Genomic DNA, 21,691 nt, shown 5'->3' on the forward strand with positions numbered 1-21,691 from the left:
CGGAGTACTAATTACTCTCAGATTCAATTTTTATTACATTCTGTGTAGAATCCCAATTAACACTAAATCCTAATTTTTCCCCTATTTCCCTTAACTTAAAATAGTTGTTGCCAGCAATATTATATGCTACAAGGTTAATCTCTTTACTATCAACATATAACTTTGATGATGACAAAATTGCATTTTTAGCAGTAGTTCCTCTGCTCTTTGAAAGTTCACTGCCAACCGGTGTGTAAACTTTTCTATTTAACAAACTGATAGCATTCTTCTCTTTATCCCAAGCGACATCAAATTGGCTTGCAGTACCATTGATGGACATTGCTATATCTCGAAGTTTAAAGTAATTATATCCTCCAATATTATAAGCTTCAAATCCAACTTCTTTGCCGTTCACTAACACTTTTGATTTGATAGGTACTGCTTGAAAAGAGGAATTCGTATCAAATGAGGTGTTGACTTCCTGTAAGCCTAAACTAATTGAAACCGCCGTAGGCGTGGCCACTCCTTCTTCCGAGCCATCTAGATTTCCCCAATTCCATAAGCTGCCGTCTTTCTTTAATGCGATAGCATGATCGCTCCCTGCTGAAATAGCAATCACATCATGCAGTGAATCAATGCAGGCAGGTCTAGGCGAATCTTGAAGTTCTTCATCTGATGAACCTCTGCCAAGTTTTCCATATAGATTATCTCCCCAGCTCCATATAGTTCCATCCTTACAAAGTGCCATTGAGTAACTATCTCCAGCTGAAACTGCAATAATATCCTTTAATCCATTTATTTGAGCAGGCTTGTTTCTATACTCAAATGTATCTATCGCAAGTTCTCCCATAGTATTATATCCCCACCCCCATACCGTGCCATCTTTTTTCAGTGCCAAGGTATGAGTATCTCCGGCTGAAATGCATTGAATATCTGATAACCCTTTCACTTGAACTGGCATATATTGATTCATTGTAGTTCCATCCCCCAGTTTTCCAAAGTAATTTTCACCCCAGCCCCACACCGTTCCATCTTTTTTGACTACAAAAGCATTTAAAGCGCCCATTGATATGGAAACCGCATCAATGAGGTTTGGTATCTTCATAGGAGTAACATGTTCTTCTTTTGTCCCATCTCCCGAAATCCAAGTGTCCCAAGACCAAACTGTACCATCCTTCTTAATCGCCAATGAGCCTGCCAGATTAGTCGATATTGAAATAATATCAGAAAGTCCTTCAACTTTTACCGGATTCACGCTTCCTCTAGCATCATCAATATCTCTTCCCCACATCCACACAGTCCCATCTCTTTTTAAGGCTATGGCATGATACCATCCTACAGAGACTGCTGTTACATCTGTCAATCCTTGAATCTGTGTAGGTTTACCGTTTGGCTTTAAACCAAAGTCAGAGAAGTCATTAATTCCCCAAATCCATACTGTCCCATCACTTTTAAGAACAGTAGTCATCCCCAGGCCACATGAAATAAAATTTTCAGATGATTTTTCCAATCCATAAGCCGGGGTTAAAACTCCACCCACGCTGAAACAACATATGAATATCATCAACGATAAAAAAATGGATAAAATACGTTTCTTCATAATCTCCTCCTAAGTATATAAATTTATATGTTTACTTAATATGTTAGGTCAATAATTCTACCTGCCAAAATTGGGTTCATTGCTAATTCTGATTGGAGGATTAAAGTAATCGCCCGTCTGAAATTGAATAAAATTTTGTTTCATCATCGGTTTCAACATATATATATTTCTCTGAGACTTCGTAGTTATTTATGATATCTGTACATCTATACCAAACTACAGCAAATGCTCTATTCTAAATGCTCGTCTTCAATCTTCTTAGCTAAATAGTATTTTAGGAAACACGACGTTCCCCCATATGCACACGTAAATGCAACAAGTATAAGCATTAATAACATTGCTTTATCCAATATATTTCGATCTATGGCACCTAGTATTTCTCTTCCGCTTACTATCATAATTATCATTATGCCTGAGGTAATCCATTTCACATTTTTATATTTTTTTTGTTGCCTGTAATGTCCTTTTTTTATCCATTGGAAAATGATCGTAATATATACAGCTATACATATAATATACACCCCTAAAATAAAGCATATTATTTGCAATGGCACTTCATGGTTATTATTACTTGCATAAGTTTTATAAGCTAAAATTAAAGTTGATAAAGAAATAGACAGCGCACTTGCACCCAAAAAGAGATTCAACTTATTTTGATTAATTGGATTCTTTAATAATAAAATACCCCAAATACATATCCCCATAATAATTGGTAGCATTACAGCACTAGTAATATTTGAATACGCACCAAAAATTGCTGTTGGCATACCTAAAATTAGTATCAAAAGTAAGAATGATCTAATCATCTTTTTAGGAGGAGAATAGCTTTCTTGATTAATAAAATATTGTATGTCGTCTTTTTGAATGTTCATAAGTTTTTCCCTTTTCTTTCATCATAAAAATCTACAATAAGTTATATGTAGGAGAAAGAAACAAATTTCTTCTCCTACATATACTCTTTATCTTTTAGGATCATATAAATCAATTGCCCACTGTCTAGCTGTTTTGTTACCTAAATTTTCGTATGTTTGTACATCAACATAATAAGTATATGCCACCGGTCCAGCTACTCCACCTATTATAGCTCCAGGCGGACCACCCAAGCCTTCCCCCGCTACAGTTGAAAGTTTTGTTGCTCCCACACCTCCAATACCCACGGCACCATTCACTGCGGCATCATAAGCTATTTTGCTTATAGGTTTTCCTGCATTATAATCTTGGTAAATGCTGCATCCAACATCTATTACAATAGCGGTATTTCCTACTTTTGTACCAAAATTAGATACTTTATTCATATCGGAAGCCGCTGTTGCAGTATTCGCTGCAAGAGTTTTATTCCATGTCCCAGCGCCGATATTATTGGGTTTTGGTGTGTTTGCAATTGCGTTAGGCATGGCCACCTTTCCAGTATCCCCTAAAGCAGTAATTCCAGTTCCCATAGAGCTTGTAACAGTACCTAGTGTATTTAAATTAGCATAAGGTGATACTTTTTTACCACTGCCCCCGGACATCCTATAGTCACCCGAAGCTGTATGAACCACTGCTCCCTCTGGCGGTCTACTGCCATTTGTTAGAGTAGTCACTCCATTTTTAAGCGTCGCCTTTACAGTGGTCCCATTTTTCAAAGTGACCGTAACAGATACCGAACTGCCCTTGGAAGAACCACCCGAAGATGTAGATTTATTTGACGATGAACTACTGCTGTTTCCACTCTTAACCTTTTCTGATTTATAGCTACCATTCTTATTAACACCCGTTATCTTATAGTTACCACCCGCGGTCTTTACTATATCACCTTTTTTTAGGCCTGTAGGTGCTTTGCCATTGGACTGAACTTTAACTGTTTTGTATCCACTAGGATCAATATTATTAATTGGATCGTTCCCGCAGTACGCATACCAGTTCAAGCTTCCCGGCTCCATAACACTTCCAGGATAACTATCTTCTTGTGTAAACCGCTGAATACTTGGGTCATAATACCTTGCTCTCAGGTAGTAATTTCCGTTCTCTTGATCCTGATACTGACCGGTGTATTTATACGGGTTATTTAAAGCCTGATCTTCTACCTCTTCTTTCCATTTGCTTTGGAAGTAGTTATCTCCAAAGGTATTTTTCCTACCCTCTATGTCCTTGCCAAAAGGCTCGTATTGGTAGTCCTTGATGACCTTACCGTCACAGTCCAATAGTTTGGTCACGTCACCATTACTGTTCTGAAGATAATAGTAGGTAATGAAATCCTTGTATGCCGCCTGATCTTCTTCTCCTTCTGTTAAGTTTGCGTTAGAAGCAAGAGAAGAAGTCGGCACTAAATTCGGGTTGGCTGCTTCCTTAGCGGTAGCAATAGCAGCAGGCAGCGCACCCTTTGTTTCTCTTTTAATCAGGTGGATTCCATGAAGAGTTTTGGCTGTAGTCTGGTTATCTTTGTCTGTTTCCAGGACAATATTTCCATTATTGTAATAATAGTTTATCACATTAGCAGGCTTATTGTCCTCAGTTTTTAAGGGAGTTTGCTCTATTTCATTCTGAAAAGTTGGGTTGCTCAAGCTCTGTAGTTTTTCTTTTCTGGATCGCAGCCCTTCCGCATTGTAATAATACCGATAATCTCCCTTTCCCCCGCTGTACCCGGTCTGCTGGTTAAAGCCGTTATAGGTATACCTATTTATTTCTGTTCCCAGGTTGCCCATGTTCTCATTTCTGGAGTAGTCTTTCTTCTCCAGCAGATTACCTTCGCCATCATATTGCAGGAAAGTTTCCTTCTGTATATCAAAAGTTCTGCTTCCTTCTGTATAATTTAGATAGGTCAAGCGGTTTCCTGAATCATACTTGTAGTCCGTTTTAGAATAGGCAAACATTTTATTGGGCTTGCTTTGGTCCTCTTTATATTTGATTTCCTGCTGGATATTGCCGTATTTATCGTATTCATAATCGATGTGACTGTCATTAAAGATAGAGTATTCAAGCCGACCCAGCATATCGTAGTTGTATGTATACTTGTCCTGATTCTCTTCCTTATAGGTAATGTTTCCAAGCTCGTCATATTCATAATAGGCTCTGTCTATGGCAGCCAGATTGATAGAATCTTTTCCAACCTTATCTGTAACCACGCTCCGTACTTTACCTGATTTATAATAGGTGTAGTTTCGGTCTACGTTTGTCACCGGATTGCTTTCTTTTAAGAGCTTTCCTGTCTTATCGTATTCATAAGCATAGAGGATGCCCTTTTCTTTTATTCCCGTCAGCCTGGATAGTTCATCATACCTGTATTCTTCTTTTTGCTCTAAGGTCGTATTGTTATAGATTTCAAAACTTTTTATCCGGCTCAGGTTATCATAACTATACTTTTTCTGTATCACTGTACTGGTCCCCTTGTCATTGATGAAAGGGCTCTGAGCTTTATCGTACAGGCTGTATTCTGAGTTTTTGACCTGAACATTGGTTACCCGATTCAAGTCATCATAGGAATAATCTGTTACAGCTAATTCATCCTTTGTTCTGACTAGATTACCCATCAAGTCATATTCATAGTTGAGTAAATTTTCCTCAGATTCCTTGCTGTTTCTCTTTTCAATCAGGCGTCCAGCTCCATCATATTTAAAAAAGGTCGTAATGCCGTTTCTATCTGTTTTTTCTATCAGCCTTCCTTCTTTATCGTACTTATAGCTTGTTTCCTTCCCCTGTTCATCCAGTTCCTTGACAAGGTCTCCCAAACCGTTATAGAAATACTTATTTTCCTGATAGCTGGTATCATCCGTTTCATTGGTTATGCCCTTTTTTAAGGAAGTAAGCCGTCCTACATTATCATAAGTATACTTGGTGGTGATAGACCTCTGATTTTTATCATACTGTTTTACCCCGGTGAGTTGTCCTCGTTTATCATAGGAGTAATCCAATTTTTCATTTTTTGCATTTACTGTGCGCACCAGATTCCCCAGAGAGTCATAATCCGCATAGCTTTTTACATAAACACCATCCTTGTAAGGCATACTCTGGCTGATAAGCAAGCCTACGTTGTTATATTCATAATAATAATTGATATCATTGGCATCTTTCAATCTGGTGAGATTTCCTAGTGAGTCATAATAATAATTGGTGGCATATTTTTTAGGATTCACATCTTTTAATAAATTGCCGAAGATATCATATTCATAAGTAGAGCTTTGTTTTAACTCGTCTTCATAGGAAACCACATTTCCCTGGTAGTCATAGTCATAGCTTTTGGTTAGTTCCTGCTCCCCTGAAAGGATACCTTCTTTTTCCAGTTCTTCATATCTGTTGTAATAGAAGTTCTTGGTGACTTTATTGTCATTACCAATTTGGCTTAAACTTACCCTTGTATAAAGTCGTCCTGATTTATCCTTATATACATCCTCATATTTTAGCTCTTTTTTCATCAAAAGCTTGTTTCCTGCATCCAATAAGGCGACTGCTTCAAGGCGTGAAAAAGAATCATAAGCGTATTCCACTCTTGCTCCTTCCGCATTTTCCTCTGATGTCAGTCTTTCATAAGCATCATATTGATTTCTTTTGGCAACCAACTGCTCACTGGGGTATTCAATAGCTTCCAGACTTCCCGTGGGGGTATATGTATACTTAGATAACTCTCCGTTTTCATTAACTGCTTCAATAATATTTGTTTTATCATCATACTTATAGTTGATCTCTGTGCCATCTGGATTTACTACATTTACGACCCGGTCTGCTTTATCATAATCGTAATAGGTCTGATTATCTTCTGCGTTTTTTTGGCGCAATAATAATCCTGTAAAAAAATCGTATTCATATTCGGTCACGAGATCCCTTTTATCTGTTTTTCCCAGTTTCACATCCTCTATAATCTGCCTGACAGGATATAATCCTTTTTTATCATACTCATACAAATCCGTGCGCACTGGCTTATTGTCGCTAAAGAGCTTTGCTTCAATAAGATTGTTATTTCCATCGTATCTATAAGTAGTTTTCCTTATGGGAACCAAATTCTTAGTATCCACTTTTACCAGCTCTGAAGCTTGAACATTCTCTTTTACGAACCGAAATACATTTGTTTCAATGATATTTTTTCTATTGTCATCCAGCTTATTTTCCACCAGTATACCGGTATTCTGGTCCTTTTTATAGCCTTCCCGAATCTTAATATTAAAGCTATAATCATACACATTCCTTGTTTCATAAGCTTTTTTACTTTCTTCTGTGTTTTCCTTCGGGCTTGCTGTACTTACCAAGTTTCCTCTGCTGTCATACCCGTAATAATCGTAGTGCTCTTTCTTTAAGCCCTCCGCTCCATATTCTGTGCTTACCACCTTTTGCGGCAGATTTAATTTGTCAACGTAGCTTGTGGCTATGCTCTTCTTCAACTGATATTCTTTTTCAACAAGAACAGATTGCTCTTCTTTAATCAGCTGATGCCGACCATTATAGGTAAAATCGATTGCTTCTCCTTTCTTATCCGTCTGCCTTGTTTTATATTGATAGCTTTCATTGACGTTTTCATGTCCATTTGGATAACCATCTGGCTCACCAAAATACTCGTATTTCAGCTCATTTTTTATAGTTCCCTTTGATACATCATATCGTTTTGAAACCTTATAGTATTTGGCCTGCCCTTTTGAAAAATTTTTTGTTCCTTCGCTGTACTCATACTTTGTTTCTAATCCATTTTGATACTTAATATTGGTTACTAAGGCTATCTTGTTAGCAGCCATTTTGCCCGTTCCTATGCCGTCAAAGGCCGCCTCTTTTATTTCATAGTCATAAGACGTTTCATTCCCCATTTCGTCAATAATTTTATCCAGTACCCATTTATCCTTTGCGATTTCTTTTTTAATCAGACTTATTTTTTTCTCCCCATAGTCAATGGTTACTGTATCGGCTGTATAACTCAAATTAATACAGCGGCCTGATTTATCCGCTATTTTTACAAGTTCTTTTTTGCCTAGAACTTGATCATAGTAATAGATTATTTGATTTCCATATAAACCCTCTTCTTCAATAACTTCTCCACTTGCATTGTAGTAGATCTTATACCCATTGGCATAACTGAGCTTATAGGCCGAATTCTCTGTGGCGGTTTCTTCAGCAGAATATTTTGCAAACTGAATATTGGTCAACTCATAGCCTGTTAATCCGCTTTGCTTATTAAAATCAGCCCGATAAGTTTGTCCATTATCAAGCGTTACATATATCAGCCCATTGTCTATATTTAAACTAGGCATGTCTATATTAAGGCCCAGTCCAAAAGTACTATCATAATCCCCCTTACTCTTTTCCCGTACACTGTTTTTGATATTTCCTGCATGATAGATGTTTTTTTCAGACCCTTCATAACAATAGTAGCCATTAAAAAATAACTTCTCATTTGTGCCTTTAATATTTACTTCTTTCTCAACGGTTACCTTTTCTCCAGGCTGTGTCTGATAAGGGACTCCTCTGGTATTTCTAAAAGAACCATCTGTCTCAAAGCTGTCATAGTATGCAATAAGAATCTTTCCTTTTGACACGACACTTATTTCTTCTGCCCTTGTGGTCTCATCATAAAAACTTGCCTGAGATGCCTGATACCTTAAATTTAATTCCAAATTTAGATCATTTTTCCCACTTACATTGATTAGTTCCTTTCCGATGATTAGGTCTCCTGTATCTAATCGGATCTCCTCCCGAATTCCGCCGGTAGCCTGATTAAAGGGGGCATTCAGTTTCGTATTATATCTGCTGTCTAAGGACCCTGATTTGATATCCTCTAAGGTCCTGGACATCTTTACGGTCTTTTTCCCCTCAATCTGAGGTGCATTCATTGAAAAAACCTGACTTATGGGGATCATTACCAACAGGGCCACTATCAGTATTGCCGCAATCTTGTCAGATTTCAAACCTTCTTTTATCTTTAACATAAGTACCGTCCTTGATTATTTAAATATTCAGCAAAAGATATCCCCCATATCAAAACCTAAAATGGGGGATATTAAATAAACGTCCTTTATTCCTGAACTGTCACGTTGACAATCATGTAATAGTTTATAAACTCATTTGTGTTTCCACTTTTTAAGCGGTAGAAAATTGGACCTTGATTTACCTGTCTTCCTGCCACCCATTCCATAAAATCCTCCACCTGTACTTTCGAAAGATTGGAGTATTCTTTTGTTTTCCCATCATTTTGCTGAATAACAATCTTTAAGTTTTCACTTTCAAAGTAATTTTCTGTGGTACTTAATCGAAAAGCCACTTTATATTTTGCAATATCCCCATCATCTAGCTTAGCAGCATAAACAATCCCCATAACCGCTTCGGACGTTGCATCTGTTAGAAATTCTTTTGTCAACGCTTCTGCGGGAATATTAATTAATTCTGCCTTTGTCATACCTGCTAGCTTTAAATCAATCCAGTTCTTCCTGACATCTTTTAATAAAGAATCTATACTATCCCCTTCACTAAATTCACCCTCTTCATTGTATGTCAGATACTTGTCTCCTTTTTTTAGAAAATAAACATATTCTGTTGGTAAGTTAACGGACTCTACCGCATTTATGCCATTTATTTTTCTTACATTATCAAGACTAATATTTTCTTCCTTGGCCATATAGGTCTTTTGCCCATACAGTTTACTGTCCATATCATCTTCATTGATAAAGCATCTTATTTGCCTGATGTTTTGCGAGCCGTAATATGCTCCCGATTTTATCATAGCAGCTACGTCTACAGAGTAGATCTGTCTGTCGTTTATATATAGCTTATTAAAATCTTCACTATTTAGTGCATTCATTTCCAAAAGACTCATGCCGTATTTTTCAAAACTTTCATCTGTTAGATTGTTGGGATTTGGAACAGTAACCCATCTTCCATTTTTATAGCTCTGGAACGTGCATTTTCCATCAAAGGAAAGTAGATAATACTGTCCTGCAGCTTCGGTTATTTCATCTAGATACTTCACCTTTAATTCATTATTTGTAGTCTTATAGATAATCTGTCTTCCATCTTCTGCTACCAAATATTTATCAATATCAGCATCTGCTGGCCGGATATCTTTCATTTCCTCTGTCTGCACATCAAATATCATGTATCGGGAATTGGCATCATAGAGGTACAGCTTGTTATTCTCGCTTACATAAATAATCTCCGGATCATTCAAATCTATTTTTAATTCTCTTGCAGACTTGGTTTTCGCATCTACCATATACCATTTTTGATCCTGTAATTTCACAAAGGCTGTATCTGCTTTGCTGTTTGCTTTAATGTCAATCACATTGGCCTTTAAGCTTGTAAGTTTCGTTTTCAAATACCCACCGTCAGGACCTTTTGTATTGAGGTAGATATTGAATTTTACATTCTCAAGACCGCTTTCATCATTTACTATTTTCCCTGAAAGTCGATCATAGCGATAAGTAAAAATCATACTATCCGCTACATAAGTTATTTCTACAATATTCTCATTATCACTAATTCCTATAACCGTTCCATTATCATAGTCAAAATTCAATAAAGTAGCCGTCTTTTTATTTACATCTATTGCATACCAATCATACTTTTCCTGCGTTTGAACTGAGTTTGTGATGGTAGTACTTTCAGGTGAAAGTTCTCCTACACTTTTTACTGTAGTTGAAGTAGATTCGCTATCTGTTTTTGTACCGTCTACACGCGTATTTTGGTTTATAGGCACTGGAACATTAATTGCTGTGGAAGTTGAACTACTAGTCGTTGTTGATGTTTCATTTGTCTTGTTTTTAGTTGTATTTTGTATTATCGTCTTTGTATTTGGTTTGGTTTTCACTATCAACAAATCTTTTCCAGGATTCTCTATTATAGCTTGGATGTAGGATTTAAGTGTAACTACGTTTTCTGTCACCTTTTCACCTTTTGTATTTGTATGTGTTACAACAACTTCATTTCCTCGATCTGTAAAAGTCCTGTCAACACCATATTTGGAAATAATATAGGCATTTTCATCTTTCTCTTGTTCCTTTTTATAGGAAAAATATTTTTCTTGATTTCCGTTCATAGACAAATAATTGAGATATTCATCCTCTGATATAATATTTTCAGTAATCCCATTATTTTTAATTTCAAATAATTTGTACCGGTAAATTCCCGTCTCTATATCTTTATCAAATTCATTCATTATATATTGATTTTCTTTTAACATAAGTATATCGTTTGATAAATACTGTAACTTATCAACCTTATATTGTGCACCAATATCTGTTACCTTTTGCCCATTAATATCTATATTATTAGTCAAGTCTATTCCATCTTTAAATTTGTTATAATAAATAGCTCTATTATCATTTGTCAAAAACTTAGTTATACCTATCGTATCCTCCACAGCAATAATTTTTTTACCAGAAAAATCTTGCTGCTTTGGTATATATAGAAATTCACCTTTGTGGCTTGAACCCCATTCCCATATGGTTCCATCTTTTTTTATAGCATAGCTAGTATCATATCCAGCTGTTATTGAAATGATGTTGCTTAGATTGGTAATCTTATTAAGTGCAATACCGCTGTTGGTAGTTTCAATTCCTAATTGGCCTTTTGAATTATCTCCAAAAGACCATACGTTTTTTTGTTTATCCAAAACGAGCAAATGATTATTCCCCCTTGAGATTAGAAAAGGGCTGGCTATATCATTCTTCTTATATAAATTTACGCCCTTACTCTTACCATTTATAAAATAAAACCCGTCATTAGCAAAGGCTAATCCATAAGAAGCAAACGCACAAACAGAAACAATGTTATCATCTTTTAATGAAAGGACTTGTGTTGGCAGTTTTTGAATGTCGTTTAAATCTGATTTTCCCCAGATCCATACGGTTCCATCTTTCTTTACCGCACAACTAAAATTATCCCCTGCACTTACTGAGACAACATCCGTTAAATTAGAAACGCGTATCGGAGTCTCTGTCTCTACCGTTGTTCCGTTTCCCAATTCTCCCTGAAAGTTCTTGCCCCAGGCCCAAACAGTTCCGTCCTTTTTAAGTGCCAAGCAATGATTCGGTCCTGCAGAAATGGATTTTACTCCAGTTAACCCTCCTATTTGTTTAGATATGCAATGGACATCAGGAAAAAAACGAAGTGTCCATTCCCAAACTGTTCCATCTTTTTTCAAACCCAAACTCTTGCCATTTGCATTAGAAACTTCTACCCATGGTGTATATTCATCCACAATATTTGAAACAATATTTTGAGTATCAGAATTAACATCAAATGAGTTTACCCTTTGTGAAGGGCCATCAAGCTTAACTTCCGGCTTTCTTATTAGAATCTCTTCCTGCGTCTGTCTATCATATTTATAAAACCCATCATTACTCTTAATATAATATAGGTATCGTCCATCTTTACTTGCTTTAAGTCTATCTTCAGCAATCTTACTTATAATGCCGTCTTTTAGCTTAATAGTTCCCGATTCAGAAGAATTCCTCGTATCTTCACTAATTTTAATGCCACTGAGCTTTCCATGTTCCATAGAATTGTTTAGTGTTGATTGCCCGTAATAAAGTATATTATGTTGCTCAGCTGTGGCAGATTTAAACGATGCCTGAGATAAACGCTCTAAATCAAATGACTTTTCCCTTTTAAGCTCTATTTTATCAAAATACCATACAGAGTTTTGATTTATCATTGCCTTAACATTATTAATATTATGCCAGGAATCAAGTAAAGAAAGATCAATTTCAATCTCATTCCACTGTCCGCTTTTTAATCTATCCCCAACCTTAAAGCTTCTTGTTGTTTTATCATCTATCAAAACTGTTAATTCTTTTGCATTTTGGGCGGGTTTTACATATAGCTTCATCTTACCAAATTGGTTAGCCATAAGCTCCTCGCTGCTGTTAAAGGTCATTAAATCTATATAACATGAATTTGCCGTTCTATCATTACCAACACTTACTTTTAATGAGTATTTTCCATCAGCACTGTCATCAGATAACTCAATAGAGCTATTTGTAGTTAATTGTGATTTATTATTTAGTACAGTTACAGCTTTTATATCTTCTTTACTTTCAAAAGAATTGGTTTTTGGTTTAGCATTTTCTTTATCTTCATAAATCAACTTTTGGTCTGCGAATCCAAATTGAAAATTTGAAAGAATAAGTGACAAAGTTACAATAAATATTAAAGCTTTTTTACATTTATGCATTTTTTTCTCCCCTGTATCATTATAATTAAAACCTGTTTATAATCATTGTTACGATTTTTCATTGACAGTACAGCCTTTCTCTTGTAATATCCTCAAAAGGCTTCTCATCAAAGATTCGTTGCCTACTATTTTTTATCTGTCCCCCCTTTGTACACTTGAAATATACATTTTCCTTCAAATAATCTTTTTGCACACAAAAAAACTGTAGCGAAATTGCTACAGCCGTATTTCTGTATAATATTAAAAGATACACAACAAACACACACTTTATGTTGTCTAAGCCTCTTCCATGCATTGCCGATTATCCGTCGGATTACATCACATTTTATGCAGGTATTCTGGCTTACGAATCACCATCTTTATCAGTCCTTCCCAAGTATTTCTTAGTGGTTATTCTGATAGACTCCTCGAATACAGCGGCGGTACCGCGCAGGATTCAAACCTGCTTCCCTCTTAGCTATCCTATTACTAGTCACAGAGTGAAATCACCGAGACTTTTAATATACAGAACATAAATGCTAGATTAAATTAATTCTATTATACCCCTTCTATTAAGCCTTTGGTTTTATCATTTTTTGCCTTTTTCTTTCATTATTCGACATTTTACGTTAAAATATAATAATAATATTTTTGCCCTTTTCTTCCCATTTTCCCCACGGAAACCTTGACAGCAAGCCCTATTAATTGTATAATCGTATACACATATACAATGTTTTGAATTTGTAAAAGTTGAAGGGAGAACAGCACATCGTTCTCTTTTTCACCTGCACGCATATCAGAGGAGGACTTAAATGGGCAATACGTTAACCTATAAAATTCTACAAGCGCACCTGCTGGAGGGCACCCTCACCCCAGGAAGCGAAATAACCATTAAAATGGACCAGACCTTAACTCAGGATTCTACCGGAACCATGGTCTATCTCCAGCTGGAAGCCATGAACGTGGACAAGATTCAGACGGAGCTTTCCGTGGCCTATATCGACCACAATACACTGCAAACAGGCTTTGAAAACGCCGATGACCACGCCTTCATCAAAAGTGTCGCTCAGCGTCATGGGGTACTGTTCTCCAAGCCAGGCAACGGCATCTGTCACCAGCTCCACTTGGAAAATTACGGCAAGCCAGGCAAAACCCTGTTAGGCTCCGACAGTCACACACCTACCGGCGGCGGCTTGGGCATGATTGCCATCGGCGCCGGCGGTTTAGACGTAGCGATGGCCATGGCCAAGGGTACGTATAGCTTAACGGTTCCAAAGGTGATTCAGGTAGAACTGACCGGTTCCCTGCGCCCTTGGGTTTCCGCTAAAGATGTTATTCTCTATGTACTCCAGCAGCTGACTGTAAAGGGCGGTGTCGGCAAGGTTGTAGAATACACTGGCGAAGGCGTCAAGTCGCTGTCCGTTACAGATCGGGCCACCATCACCAACATGGGTGCTGAATTAGGCGCTACCACCTCTATCTTCCCAAGTGATGAGAATACTCAGAAGTACCTGACAGAACAAGGCCGGCCCCAGGACTTTACTGCTCTGGCTGCGGACCCAGATGCCATCTACGACGAAACCCTTACCGTGGATTTGTCTCAGCTGACTCCGCTGGCTGCTATGCCTCACAGTCCAGACAACGTAGATTCCATCCGTCATATCGGACCGATTAAAATCGACCAGGTAGCTATCGGCAGCTGTACCAACGCGTCCTACACAGACCTGATGAAGGTAGCTGCCATCCTGAAAGGCCACAAGGTACACCAGGACGTGAGTCTGGTTATTTCCCCGGGTTCCAGCAAAATCTTATCGAAGCTGGCTCAAAACGGAGCCTTAGCCGCCATGATTGATGCCGGTGCCAGAATCATTGAAAACGCTTGCGGACCCTGTATCGGCATGGGCCAGTCGCCAAAATCCGGCGCAGTGTCCCTGCGAACCTTCAATAGAAACTTTAAGGGCCGAAGCGGTACCTTGGATGCCGATGTGTATCTAGTCAGTCCAGAGACAGCGGCTATTTCTGCCATTACCGGCCTGCTTACCGATGGCATGAACTCTGGCAGAGACCTGCCAGCCATCGAATCCGTAGATTTTACCTTCAGTGATCAGTTTATCGTCTATCCTGAAGGCACCAATAAAGAGAATACCCCGGTAGAAATGGGACCAAATATCAAGCCATTCCCGAGGAATACCGCTTTAGGCCACACTGTAGAAGCGACCGTCGTTCTTCATGCGGGGAATAATATCACCACTGACGATATTATGCCATCCGACTCCCGACTGCTGCCATACCGGTCCAACGTGCCCCACTTAGCCAACTACTGTTTTGAGAAGATTGACAGTCAGTTTTCTGCTCGCTGCAAGGAGGCTGGAAGCTGCGCCATTATCGGCGGTGAAAATTACGGTCAGGGAAGCAGCCGAGAACATGCCGCCTTGGCTCCCCTTTACTTGGGTGTTAAGTTCGTGCTGGCCAAATCCTTTGCTCGTATTCACCGTTCTAACTTGATCAATAGCGGCATCATGCCGTTGGTCTTTGAAAATCCAGCAGACTACGACGAACTGGCTATTGGTCAAAAGCTGGTCATTGAACAGGCAGATAAGCAGGTTCAGGAAGCGGTTATTTTAGTGAAAAACCAAGAGACAGGAAAGGTATACCGTACACTTTCCCATTTCTCCGAATTAGAGATGCAGATGATTCTCTGCGGCGGAAAAATTAATTCCATTAAAGGAGCGTAACCATGACATATATACAGGATTTTGAGAAAATTATTACAGAACAGCTGGCTCGAGTGGAACGCATGAAAGAAGGCGAAGCCTTCGCCGACTTTGAACACATGGATAAAATCGTCATCGGCGTTATTGATGGAGACGGCATCGGACCAGTCATTGTCCGAGAAGCGCAACGCGTACTGGAAGTTCTCCTCAAAGAAGAGATTGTCAGCGGTAAAATAGAGCTGCGCCAAATCCAAGGACTGACTATCGAAAACCGCATTGCCCAAAATGCTACGGTGCCAGCAGAAGTGTTGGCAGAAATCAAGGCTTGTTCTGTGCTTTTAAAAGGCCCAACCACCACCCCGGGAAAAGGCGACAATCTGCCAAACATCGAAAGTGCTAACGTAACACTGCGCCGGGAACTAGATCTTTTCGCTAACGTGCGGCCCGTATTCATTCCGGAAAAGAACATTGACTGGGTGTTCTACCGGGAAAATACCGAAGGGGAATATGCCCTGGGAAGCCGCGGCATTGAAATCAGCCCAGACATCGCCATTGACTTTAAAGTAACCACCACAGGCGGCACTCAGCGCATTGCCAAAGCAGCCTTTGAATACGCCAGAGCCAACGGCGGTAAAAATGTATCCATCGTCACCAAGGCCAACATTATGAAGAAGACTGACGGAAAGTTCCTGGACCTCTGCTATCAGGTGGCCAAAGACTATCCGGAAATTAAAGTAGATGATTGGTATGTGGACATCATGGCTGCAAATCTGGTTAATGAACAGATTCGTTCCAATTTCAACGTATTCATCCTGCCGAACCTATACGGCGACATCATTACTGATGAGGCCGCACAGATTCAGGGCGGTGTAGGTACAGCGGGCAGCGCTAATGTAGGCGGAAAGTATGCCATGTTTGAAGCCATCCACGGCAGTGCTCCGCGAATGGTGGCTGACGGCATCGCCGACTACGCGAACCCGTCCAGTATCCTCAAGGCAGCAGAGATGATGCTTCGTCACATCGGTCAGGCTCAGAAAGCAGATAAGCTGTCTGACGCTCTTCAAGCTGCCCAGGCAGAAAAGTCTATGACCGGAGACAGCTCTGGTGAAACAGCAGCGGCCTTTGCAGACTGTGTGCTGGCTCGCCTGTAAGAGATATTTAATATCTCAGGATTGGAGGCTTACGAACATGGTACTTTACCAACACAACGAACATGCAAAATCTCAAAATTTACCGATTTCCAACAGTCTTTTTTCCAAACTGCAGAAAGATATTCTGCAAGGAAAAATGCGTTCTGGCGAAAAGCTTACTGAGCAAAGCATCTGTGATAAATACCAGGTGAGCCGAACTCCTGTGCGGGAAGCCCTGCGGCAGCTGGAAATGGAAGGGCTAATTGAGACTATCCCCAACCGGGGAGCCTTTGTCATCGGCTTTTCTCCCCAAGATATGGCCGATATGTACGAGCTGCGCAAAGCTTACGAGGTCCAGGCTGTGAAATGGGCCATCCAGCGTATTACCGACGAAGAGATGGAAGACTTGGAAGAAACCTTTGAATTCATGGAATTCTACACACAGAAAAACGATATTGACAAGATGCTGAACATCAATACCGGCTTTCACCAGCTGATTTACACAGCTTCCCATAACCGGATGCTCCAGCATGTGCTCTCTTCTTATCAAATTTACATTAAGCACAGCCGCCGGCCAACTCCTTATCCGGAGAATTATCTGGCGGAAGTACTGGAAGAACACCGGGCCATCTTTGAGGCCTTTCAAAACAAAGATGTGGAAGCAGGTGCTCTAGCTATGACCAAACACATGGAAAAGTCCATGTCCCGGCCACGCTGACCGTTCCTTCCGGGAATACGCCAAAAATAGGTATAGCTTCCCGGAAATTCAAACACAATAGGATAATGGAAGGAATCACGAGTGCCCTTCTCTGGCCCGGTGATTCATATAAGGAGGTTCAGGCAACATGAAAAAAAAGATTGCTATTAATGGATTTGGACGAATTGGACGGTTGACATTCCGGCGCATCTTTGAAGAAAAGCTTTTTGAAATAGTGGCTATCAATGATTTGGCCCAGACAGACATGCTGGCCTATCTGTTGAAGCACGACAGTGTTCAAGGACAGTACGACAAATATTCCATTGAGCACGATGAGGATTCCCTGACGGTCAACGGTCAGCGGATTCGCTTCTGTAAGGAATCGGACCCCGCCAATCTGCCTTGGGGGGAGCTGGATGTAGACATTGTTCTGGAATGTACAGGCTTTTTTACATCGAAAGCGAAAGCCCAGGCCCATATCCAGGCCGGTGCCAAAAAAGTGCTGATTTCCGCCCCATCTGGAAATGACCTGCCGACCGTGGTATACGGTGTCAACGAAGAAATCCTCACAAAGGAAGATACCATCATCTCCGCCGCATCATGTACCACCAACTGTCTGGCCCCTATGGCTAAAGCCCTTAACGATTATAAGGAAATACGGACAGGCTTTATGACTACCATTCACGCGTATACTGGAGATCAGATGCTTCTGGATGGCCCTCATAAAAAAAATGATTTCCGGCGGGCGAGAGCAGCCGCCATTAATATCGTACCCAACAGTACGGGTGCCGCAAAAGCCATTGGCTTGGTCATCCCCGAGCTGGATGGCAAACTGATTGGCTCCGCCCAGCGAGTACCGGTTGCCAGCGGCTCCCTAACCATTTTAGATGCCGTTTTAAAGGATTCTACGGAAAGTGTTACCCTAGAGGGCGTTCATGAAGCGATGAAAAAAGCAGTCTCTTCTTCTTTCGGCTATAGTGAGGAAGAACTGGTTTCCAGCGACATCATCGGCATGGATTACGGTTCCCTCTTCGACGCCACTCAGACACTGGTAGCTCGAAGCGGCACTGGCGTCTACGAAGTACGGGTAGTAGCCTGGTACGACAACGAGAGCAGCTATGTAGCCCAACTGGTTCGGACGTTGGATCATTTATCTACGCTCTTCTAAAAAAACTGCCCACAAGCTCTTGATGGCTTGTTCAATTGAAACCTTATAGCGATGGAATATTACCCAATATTCCATCGTTTTTTTGTGTTCTTACACAATTTTTTCATTTTCCTCTTTACTTTATCGCTTTAAAGTGTTATATTGTTATCGTGTTAAATCAAAGTTGTTTTAGTAAGCCCTGTTCAGCAAAATAAGAGGGCTGCACAGATGGAGATGGTCTTATGAAACCAATAGAAACCTTGTTAAGCCAAGAAGAACGAATCACCTTAGATCTGCGCTTTCTCTATGAAAGCCATGGCTACAGTCCCTTTAAAATGAGTAAATTTGAGGAATACGACTTATACGCCCGCAATAAAGACTTTCTCCTTAGCGATACCATCATCTCCTTTACGGATACAGATGGCCGCCTCATGGCGCTAAAGCCTGATGTGACCTTATCTATCATCAAAAATATTAAAGAAGATAGAGGAGGCCTGCAAAAGGTCTATTACCATGAAAACATCTATCGGGTTTCCAAAGACACCCACACCTACCGGGAATTCATGCAGCTGGGTCTGGAGTGTATGGGCCTCATCGACTTATACCATTTGGTGGAAGTAAGCCTGTTAGCTGCTGCAAGCTTGAAGGCCATCCACAGCCACTACATTCTCTCCCTCTCTCACATGGGTATTCTCTCTGCTCTGCTAGCGGACCTGTCGTTGAATTGGGAGCAGGAAAAACAAATTCTGCAATTTATTGGTGAGAAAAACCGCCACGGCATTAAAACAGTTTGCCAGCAAGCGGGCAGCAGTCGGGAAGCCTGCCAGCGGCTCACAGATTTACTCGCTGCCTACGGCCCGCCGAAAGTGGTTCTGCCTAGGCTGAGAACCATCTGTACCAGCGAAAAAACCGCTTCTCTTCTAGATGAACTGGAGCGCATCTGCCAAGTTCTCACTCCTGACCATGGAGACAGCATCTTGCTGGACTTTTCTATCAAAGGAGGCATGAACTATTACAACGGCCTGGTCTTTCAGGGTTTTATCCAGGGCATTCCTTCCGCCGTTCTCTCTGGAGGCCAATACGACAAGCTCATGGAAAAAATGGGCAAGACCCAAGGGGCCCTTGGCTTTGCCATCTACCTGGACCTGCTGGATTACTTAGGAAGCGTTCAGAAAGATTGCGATATAGACGTGTTGCTGCTGTACCAGGAAAGCACCGATGTGACACTTTTGATTGAAACGGTAAAAAAGCTCCAAGAAGAAGGCCTGAGCGTTCAAGTTCAGCCCCTTATTCCAGAAAAACTTAAATATAAAAAATTATTGCAAATTAAAGGTGGGAGGCTAGAAACTCTTGAATCAACTGATTAACGTCGCACTGCCCAAAGGCAGATTAGGCGACCAAGTATATAAGCTGTTTGCAACGGCAGGTTTCCCCTGCCCCGCTGTGGAAGAAGACAATCGCAAGCTGATTTTTGAAAATCAGCAGGCCGGCGTGCGCTATTTCTGGGTAAAGCCTTCGGATGTGGCCATTTACGTGGAACGTGGTGCGGCAGACATTGGTGTAGCCGGCAAAGATATTCTTTTAGAATACACTCCCGACGTGTACGAACTGCTGGACTTGAATATCGGCAAGTGTCGGATGGCCGTGGCAGCTCAAAAAGACTTTCGGGACAATACTGACCGCACCCTGCGGGTAGCTACGAAGTTTAAAAATATCGTTCGGGAATATTATGGTAATCGAGGTCGGGCTATTGATATCATCAAGTTAAACGGCTCTATCGAACTGGCCCCTATTCTCAACCTCTCTGACGTCATCGTAGATATTGTAGAGACGGGCACCACCCTAAAGGAAAATAATCTGGAAGCCATTGAAACCGTCATCCCCCTCAGTGCCAGACTGATTGCTAACAAAGCCAGCTTTCAGTTTAAAAGCAGCCGGATTGAACGCCTTTGCAGTCAAATGAAGGCTCAGTGCCCTCCATTAGAGAAAGGAGCATGTACATATGATTCAGATTTTAACATATGACGGCACAACCGATGCCGATATTTTTCAGCGGATTCATTCCTCTTCTGGCCTGGAAGAGGCGGTGGCCGGCATCATCACAGAGGTGCGAGAAGGCGGAGACGAAGGGCTCCTTCGCTGCTGTGCTCGGTTCGACGGAGCGGCCCCCAGCCATCTAGAGGTAACTCCAGAGGAATTACAGGCAGCTTTTGATGGGGTAGATCCAAAATTTTTAGCTATTTTAGAAAAGGCTGCTGCTAACATCACCGCTTTTCACAGCTGTCAGCGGCGAAACAGCTTCATTCTCAACGACCAGACCGGCATTGTTCTAGGCCAGAAAGTACTGCCTTTAGAACGCGTGGGCCTCTACGTCCCGGGGGGCACAGCCCTGTATCCTTCCTCGGTGCTGATGAATGCCCTACCGGCTAAAATAGCCGGTGTGGAAGAACTGATTATGGTCACGCCCGCCAAAGAAGGCAACATCAGCCCAATGATTTTAGCTGCCGCCAAAATAGCCGGTGTAGACCGAATATTCAAGGTTGGCGGGGCACAGGCCGTAGCCGCCCTGGCCTATGGCACCGAATCGATTCCCAAAGTAGACAAAATCGTGGGCCCGGGCAATGCCTACGTGGCCGAAGCGAAGAAACAGGTTTTCGGCCTGGTGGATATTGACATGATTGCCGGTCCCAGTGAAATTCTCATTGTAGCTGATGGCACCGGAAATCCCCGTCATCTGGCCGCTGATATGTTATCCCAGGCAGAACACGACAAACTCGCCAGCGCGGTGCTGGTAACCGACAGCCCTCAGCTGGCAGCGGGAGTCAACTTGGAATTGGAGCGACAGCTGCCGCTCTTGCCACGAGAAGACATCGCCCGCCACGCCATTGAGCACCATGGCAAAATCATCCTCACCGCAAATTTAGAAACTGCTATCCAGTTGGCCAACCGCATGGCTCCCGAGCACCTAGAATTGTGCCTGGATACCCCTTTTGATTACTTGGATCAAGTTCGTCACGCCGGTTCGGTGTTTCTGGGCAAAAACTGTCCAGAAGCCTTAGGTGACTACTTAGCAGGCCCGAACCATACGTTACCTACCAGTGGTACTGCCCGTTTCTCCAGTCCCCTGTCTGTAGACGACTTCGTAAAAAAGTACCAGTACACCTACTACACAGGAGAAGCCCTAGCCGCTGTAGCGGAAGAGGCCGCTTACTTTGCAGAACAAGAAGGCCTGTCCGCCCACGCCAGAAGCCTGCTGGTTCGATTGGAAGCAGCAGTTTCCATCCCATAATCATCCCTACAGAAATAAATTAAAAGGAAGC

11 protein-coding genes and 1 riboswitch are annotated in these 21,691 nt (G+C 41.1%); of the genes, 7 read left to right on the top strand and 4 right to left on the bottom strand.

Annotated features, from left to right (window positions below):
• Positions 1 to 7: 7 nt before the first annotated feature.
• The 4 genes from Ami103574_RS12195 to Ami103574_RS12210 all read right to left on the bottom strand — a co-directional run bounded on the left by Ami103574_RS12195 (position 8) and on the right by Ami103574_RS12210 (position 12,704).
• Positions 8 to 1,579, bottom strand: coding sequence for an RCC1 domain-containing protein (locus Ami103574_RS12195; RefSeq protein ID WP_163067255.1), 1,572 nt, complete (start codon positions 1,577 to 1,579; stop codon positions 8 to 10).
• Between the two features lie 230 nt (positions 1,580 to 1,809).
• The gene (locus tag Ami103574_RS12200) at positions 1,810 to 2,451 is read right to left on the bottom strand and encodes a hypothetical protein (RefSeq protein WP_163067256.1); all 642 of its coding nucleotides are present in this window, start codon (positions 2,449 to 2,451) and stop codon (positions 1,810 to 1,812) included.
• Between the two features lie 87 nt (positions 2,452 to 2,538).
• Positions 2,539 to 8,463: an RHS repeat-associated core domain-containing protein gene (locus tag Ami103574_RS12205; RefSeq protein WP_163067257.1), complete on the bottom strand. Its 5,925-nt coding sequence runs from the start codon at positions 8,461 to 8,463 to the stop codon at positions 2,539 to 2,541.
• Between the two features lie 86 nt (positions 8,464 to 8,549).
• A complete protein-coding gene (locus Ami103574_RS12210; RefSeq protein WP_163067258.1) occupies positions 8,550 to 12,704 on the bottom strand; it encodes an RCC1 domain-containing protein in 4,155 nt (1,384 codons plus the stop codon).
• Positions 12,705 to 13,015: 311 nt separating this feature from the next.
• Positions 13,016 to 13,195, bottom strand: a riboswitch (cobalamin riboswitch).
• Positions 13,196 to 13,495: 300 nt separating this feature from the next.
• On the opposite strand from Ami103574_RS12210, the gene Ami103574_RS12215 reads away from it, so the two are divergent.
• The 7 genes from Ami103574_RS12215 to hisD all read left to right on the top strand — a co-directional run bounded on the left by Ami103574_RS12215 (position 13,496) and on the right by hisD (position 21,660).
• Complete coding sequence (locus Ami103574_RS12215) at positions 13,496 to 15,418, top strand: aconitate hydratase (protein WP_163067259.1); 1,923 nt, start codon at positions 13,496 to 13,498, stop codon at positions 15,416 to 15,418.
• 2 nt (positions 15,419 to 15,420) lie between these two features.
• Complete coding sequence (locus tag Ami103574_RS12220; protein ID WP_163067260.1) at positions 15,421 to 16,548, top strand: isocitrate/isopropylmalate family dehydrogenase; 1,128 nt, start codon at positions 15,421 to 15,423, stop codon at positions 16,546 to 16,548.
• 37 nt (positions 16,549 to 16,585) lie between these two features.
• Complete coding sequence (locus Ami103574_RS12225; RefSeq protein ID WP_163067261.1) at positions 16,586 to 17,245, top strand: GntR family transcriptional regulator; 660 nt, start codon at positions 16,586 to 16,588, stop codon at positions 17,243 to 17,245.
• Positions 17,246 to 17,372: 127 nt separating this feature from the next.
• Positions 17,373 to 18,392, top strand: coding sequence for a type I glyceraldehyde-3-phosphate dehydrogenase (gene gap, locus Ami103574_RS12230; RefSeq protein WP_163067262.1), 1,020 nt, complete (start codon positions 17,373 to 17,375; stop codon positions 18,390 to 18,392).
• Between the two features lie 221 nt (positions 18,393 to 18,613).
• Complete coding sequence (locus tag Ami103574_RS12235; protein ID WP_163067263.1) at positions 18,614 to 19,738, top strand: ATP phosphoribosyltransferase regulatory subunit; 1,125 nt, start codon at positions 18,614 to 18,616, stop codon at positions 19,736 to 19,738.
• A complete protein-coding gene (gene hisG, locus Ami103574_RS12240; RefSeq protein ID WP_246213144.1) occupies positions 19,722 to 20,396 on the top strand; it encodes an ATP phosphoribosyltransferase in 675 nt (224 codons plus the stop codon). The genes Ami103574_RS12235 and hisG overlap by 17 nt, the downstream gene beginning before the upstream one ends.
• On the top strand, positions 20,374 to 21,660 hold the full coding sequence (gene hisD / locus Ami103574_RS12245; RefSeq protein ID WP_163067264.1) for a histidinol dehydrogenase: 1,287 nt from the start codon (positions 20,374 to 20,376) through the stop codon (positions 21,658 to 21,660). Before hisG ends, hisD begins: the two co-directional genes overlap by 23 nt.
• The last annotated feature ends 31 nt before the right edge of the window (positions 21,661 to 21,691 follow it).

Origin of the sequence: Aminipila butyrica, from assembly GCF_010669305.1 — a bacterium.
Taxonomy (GTDB): Bacteria; Bacillota; Clostridia; order Peptostreptococcales; family Anaerovoracaceae; genus Aminipila; species Aminipila butyrica.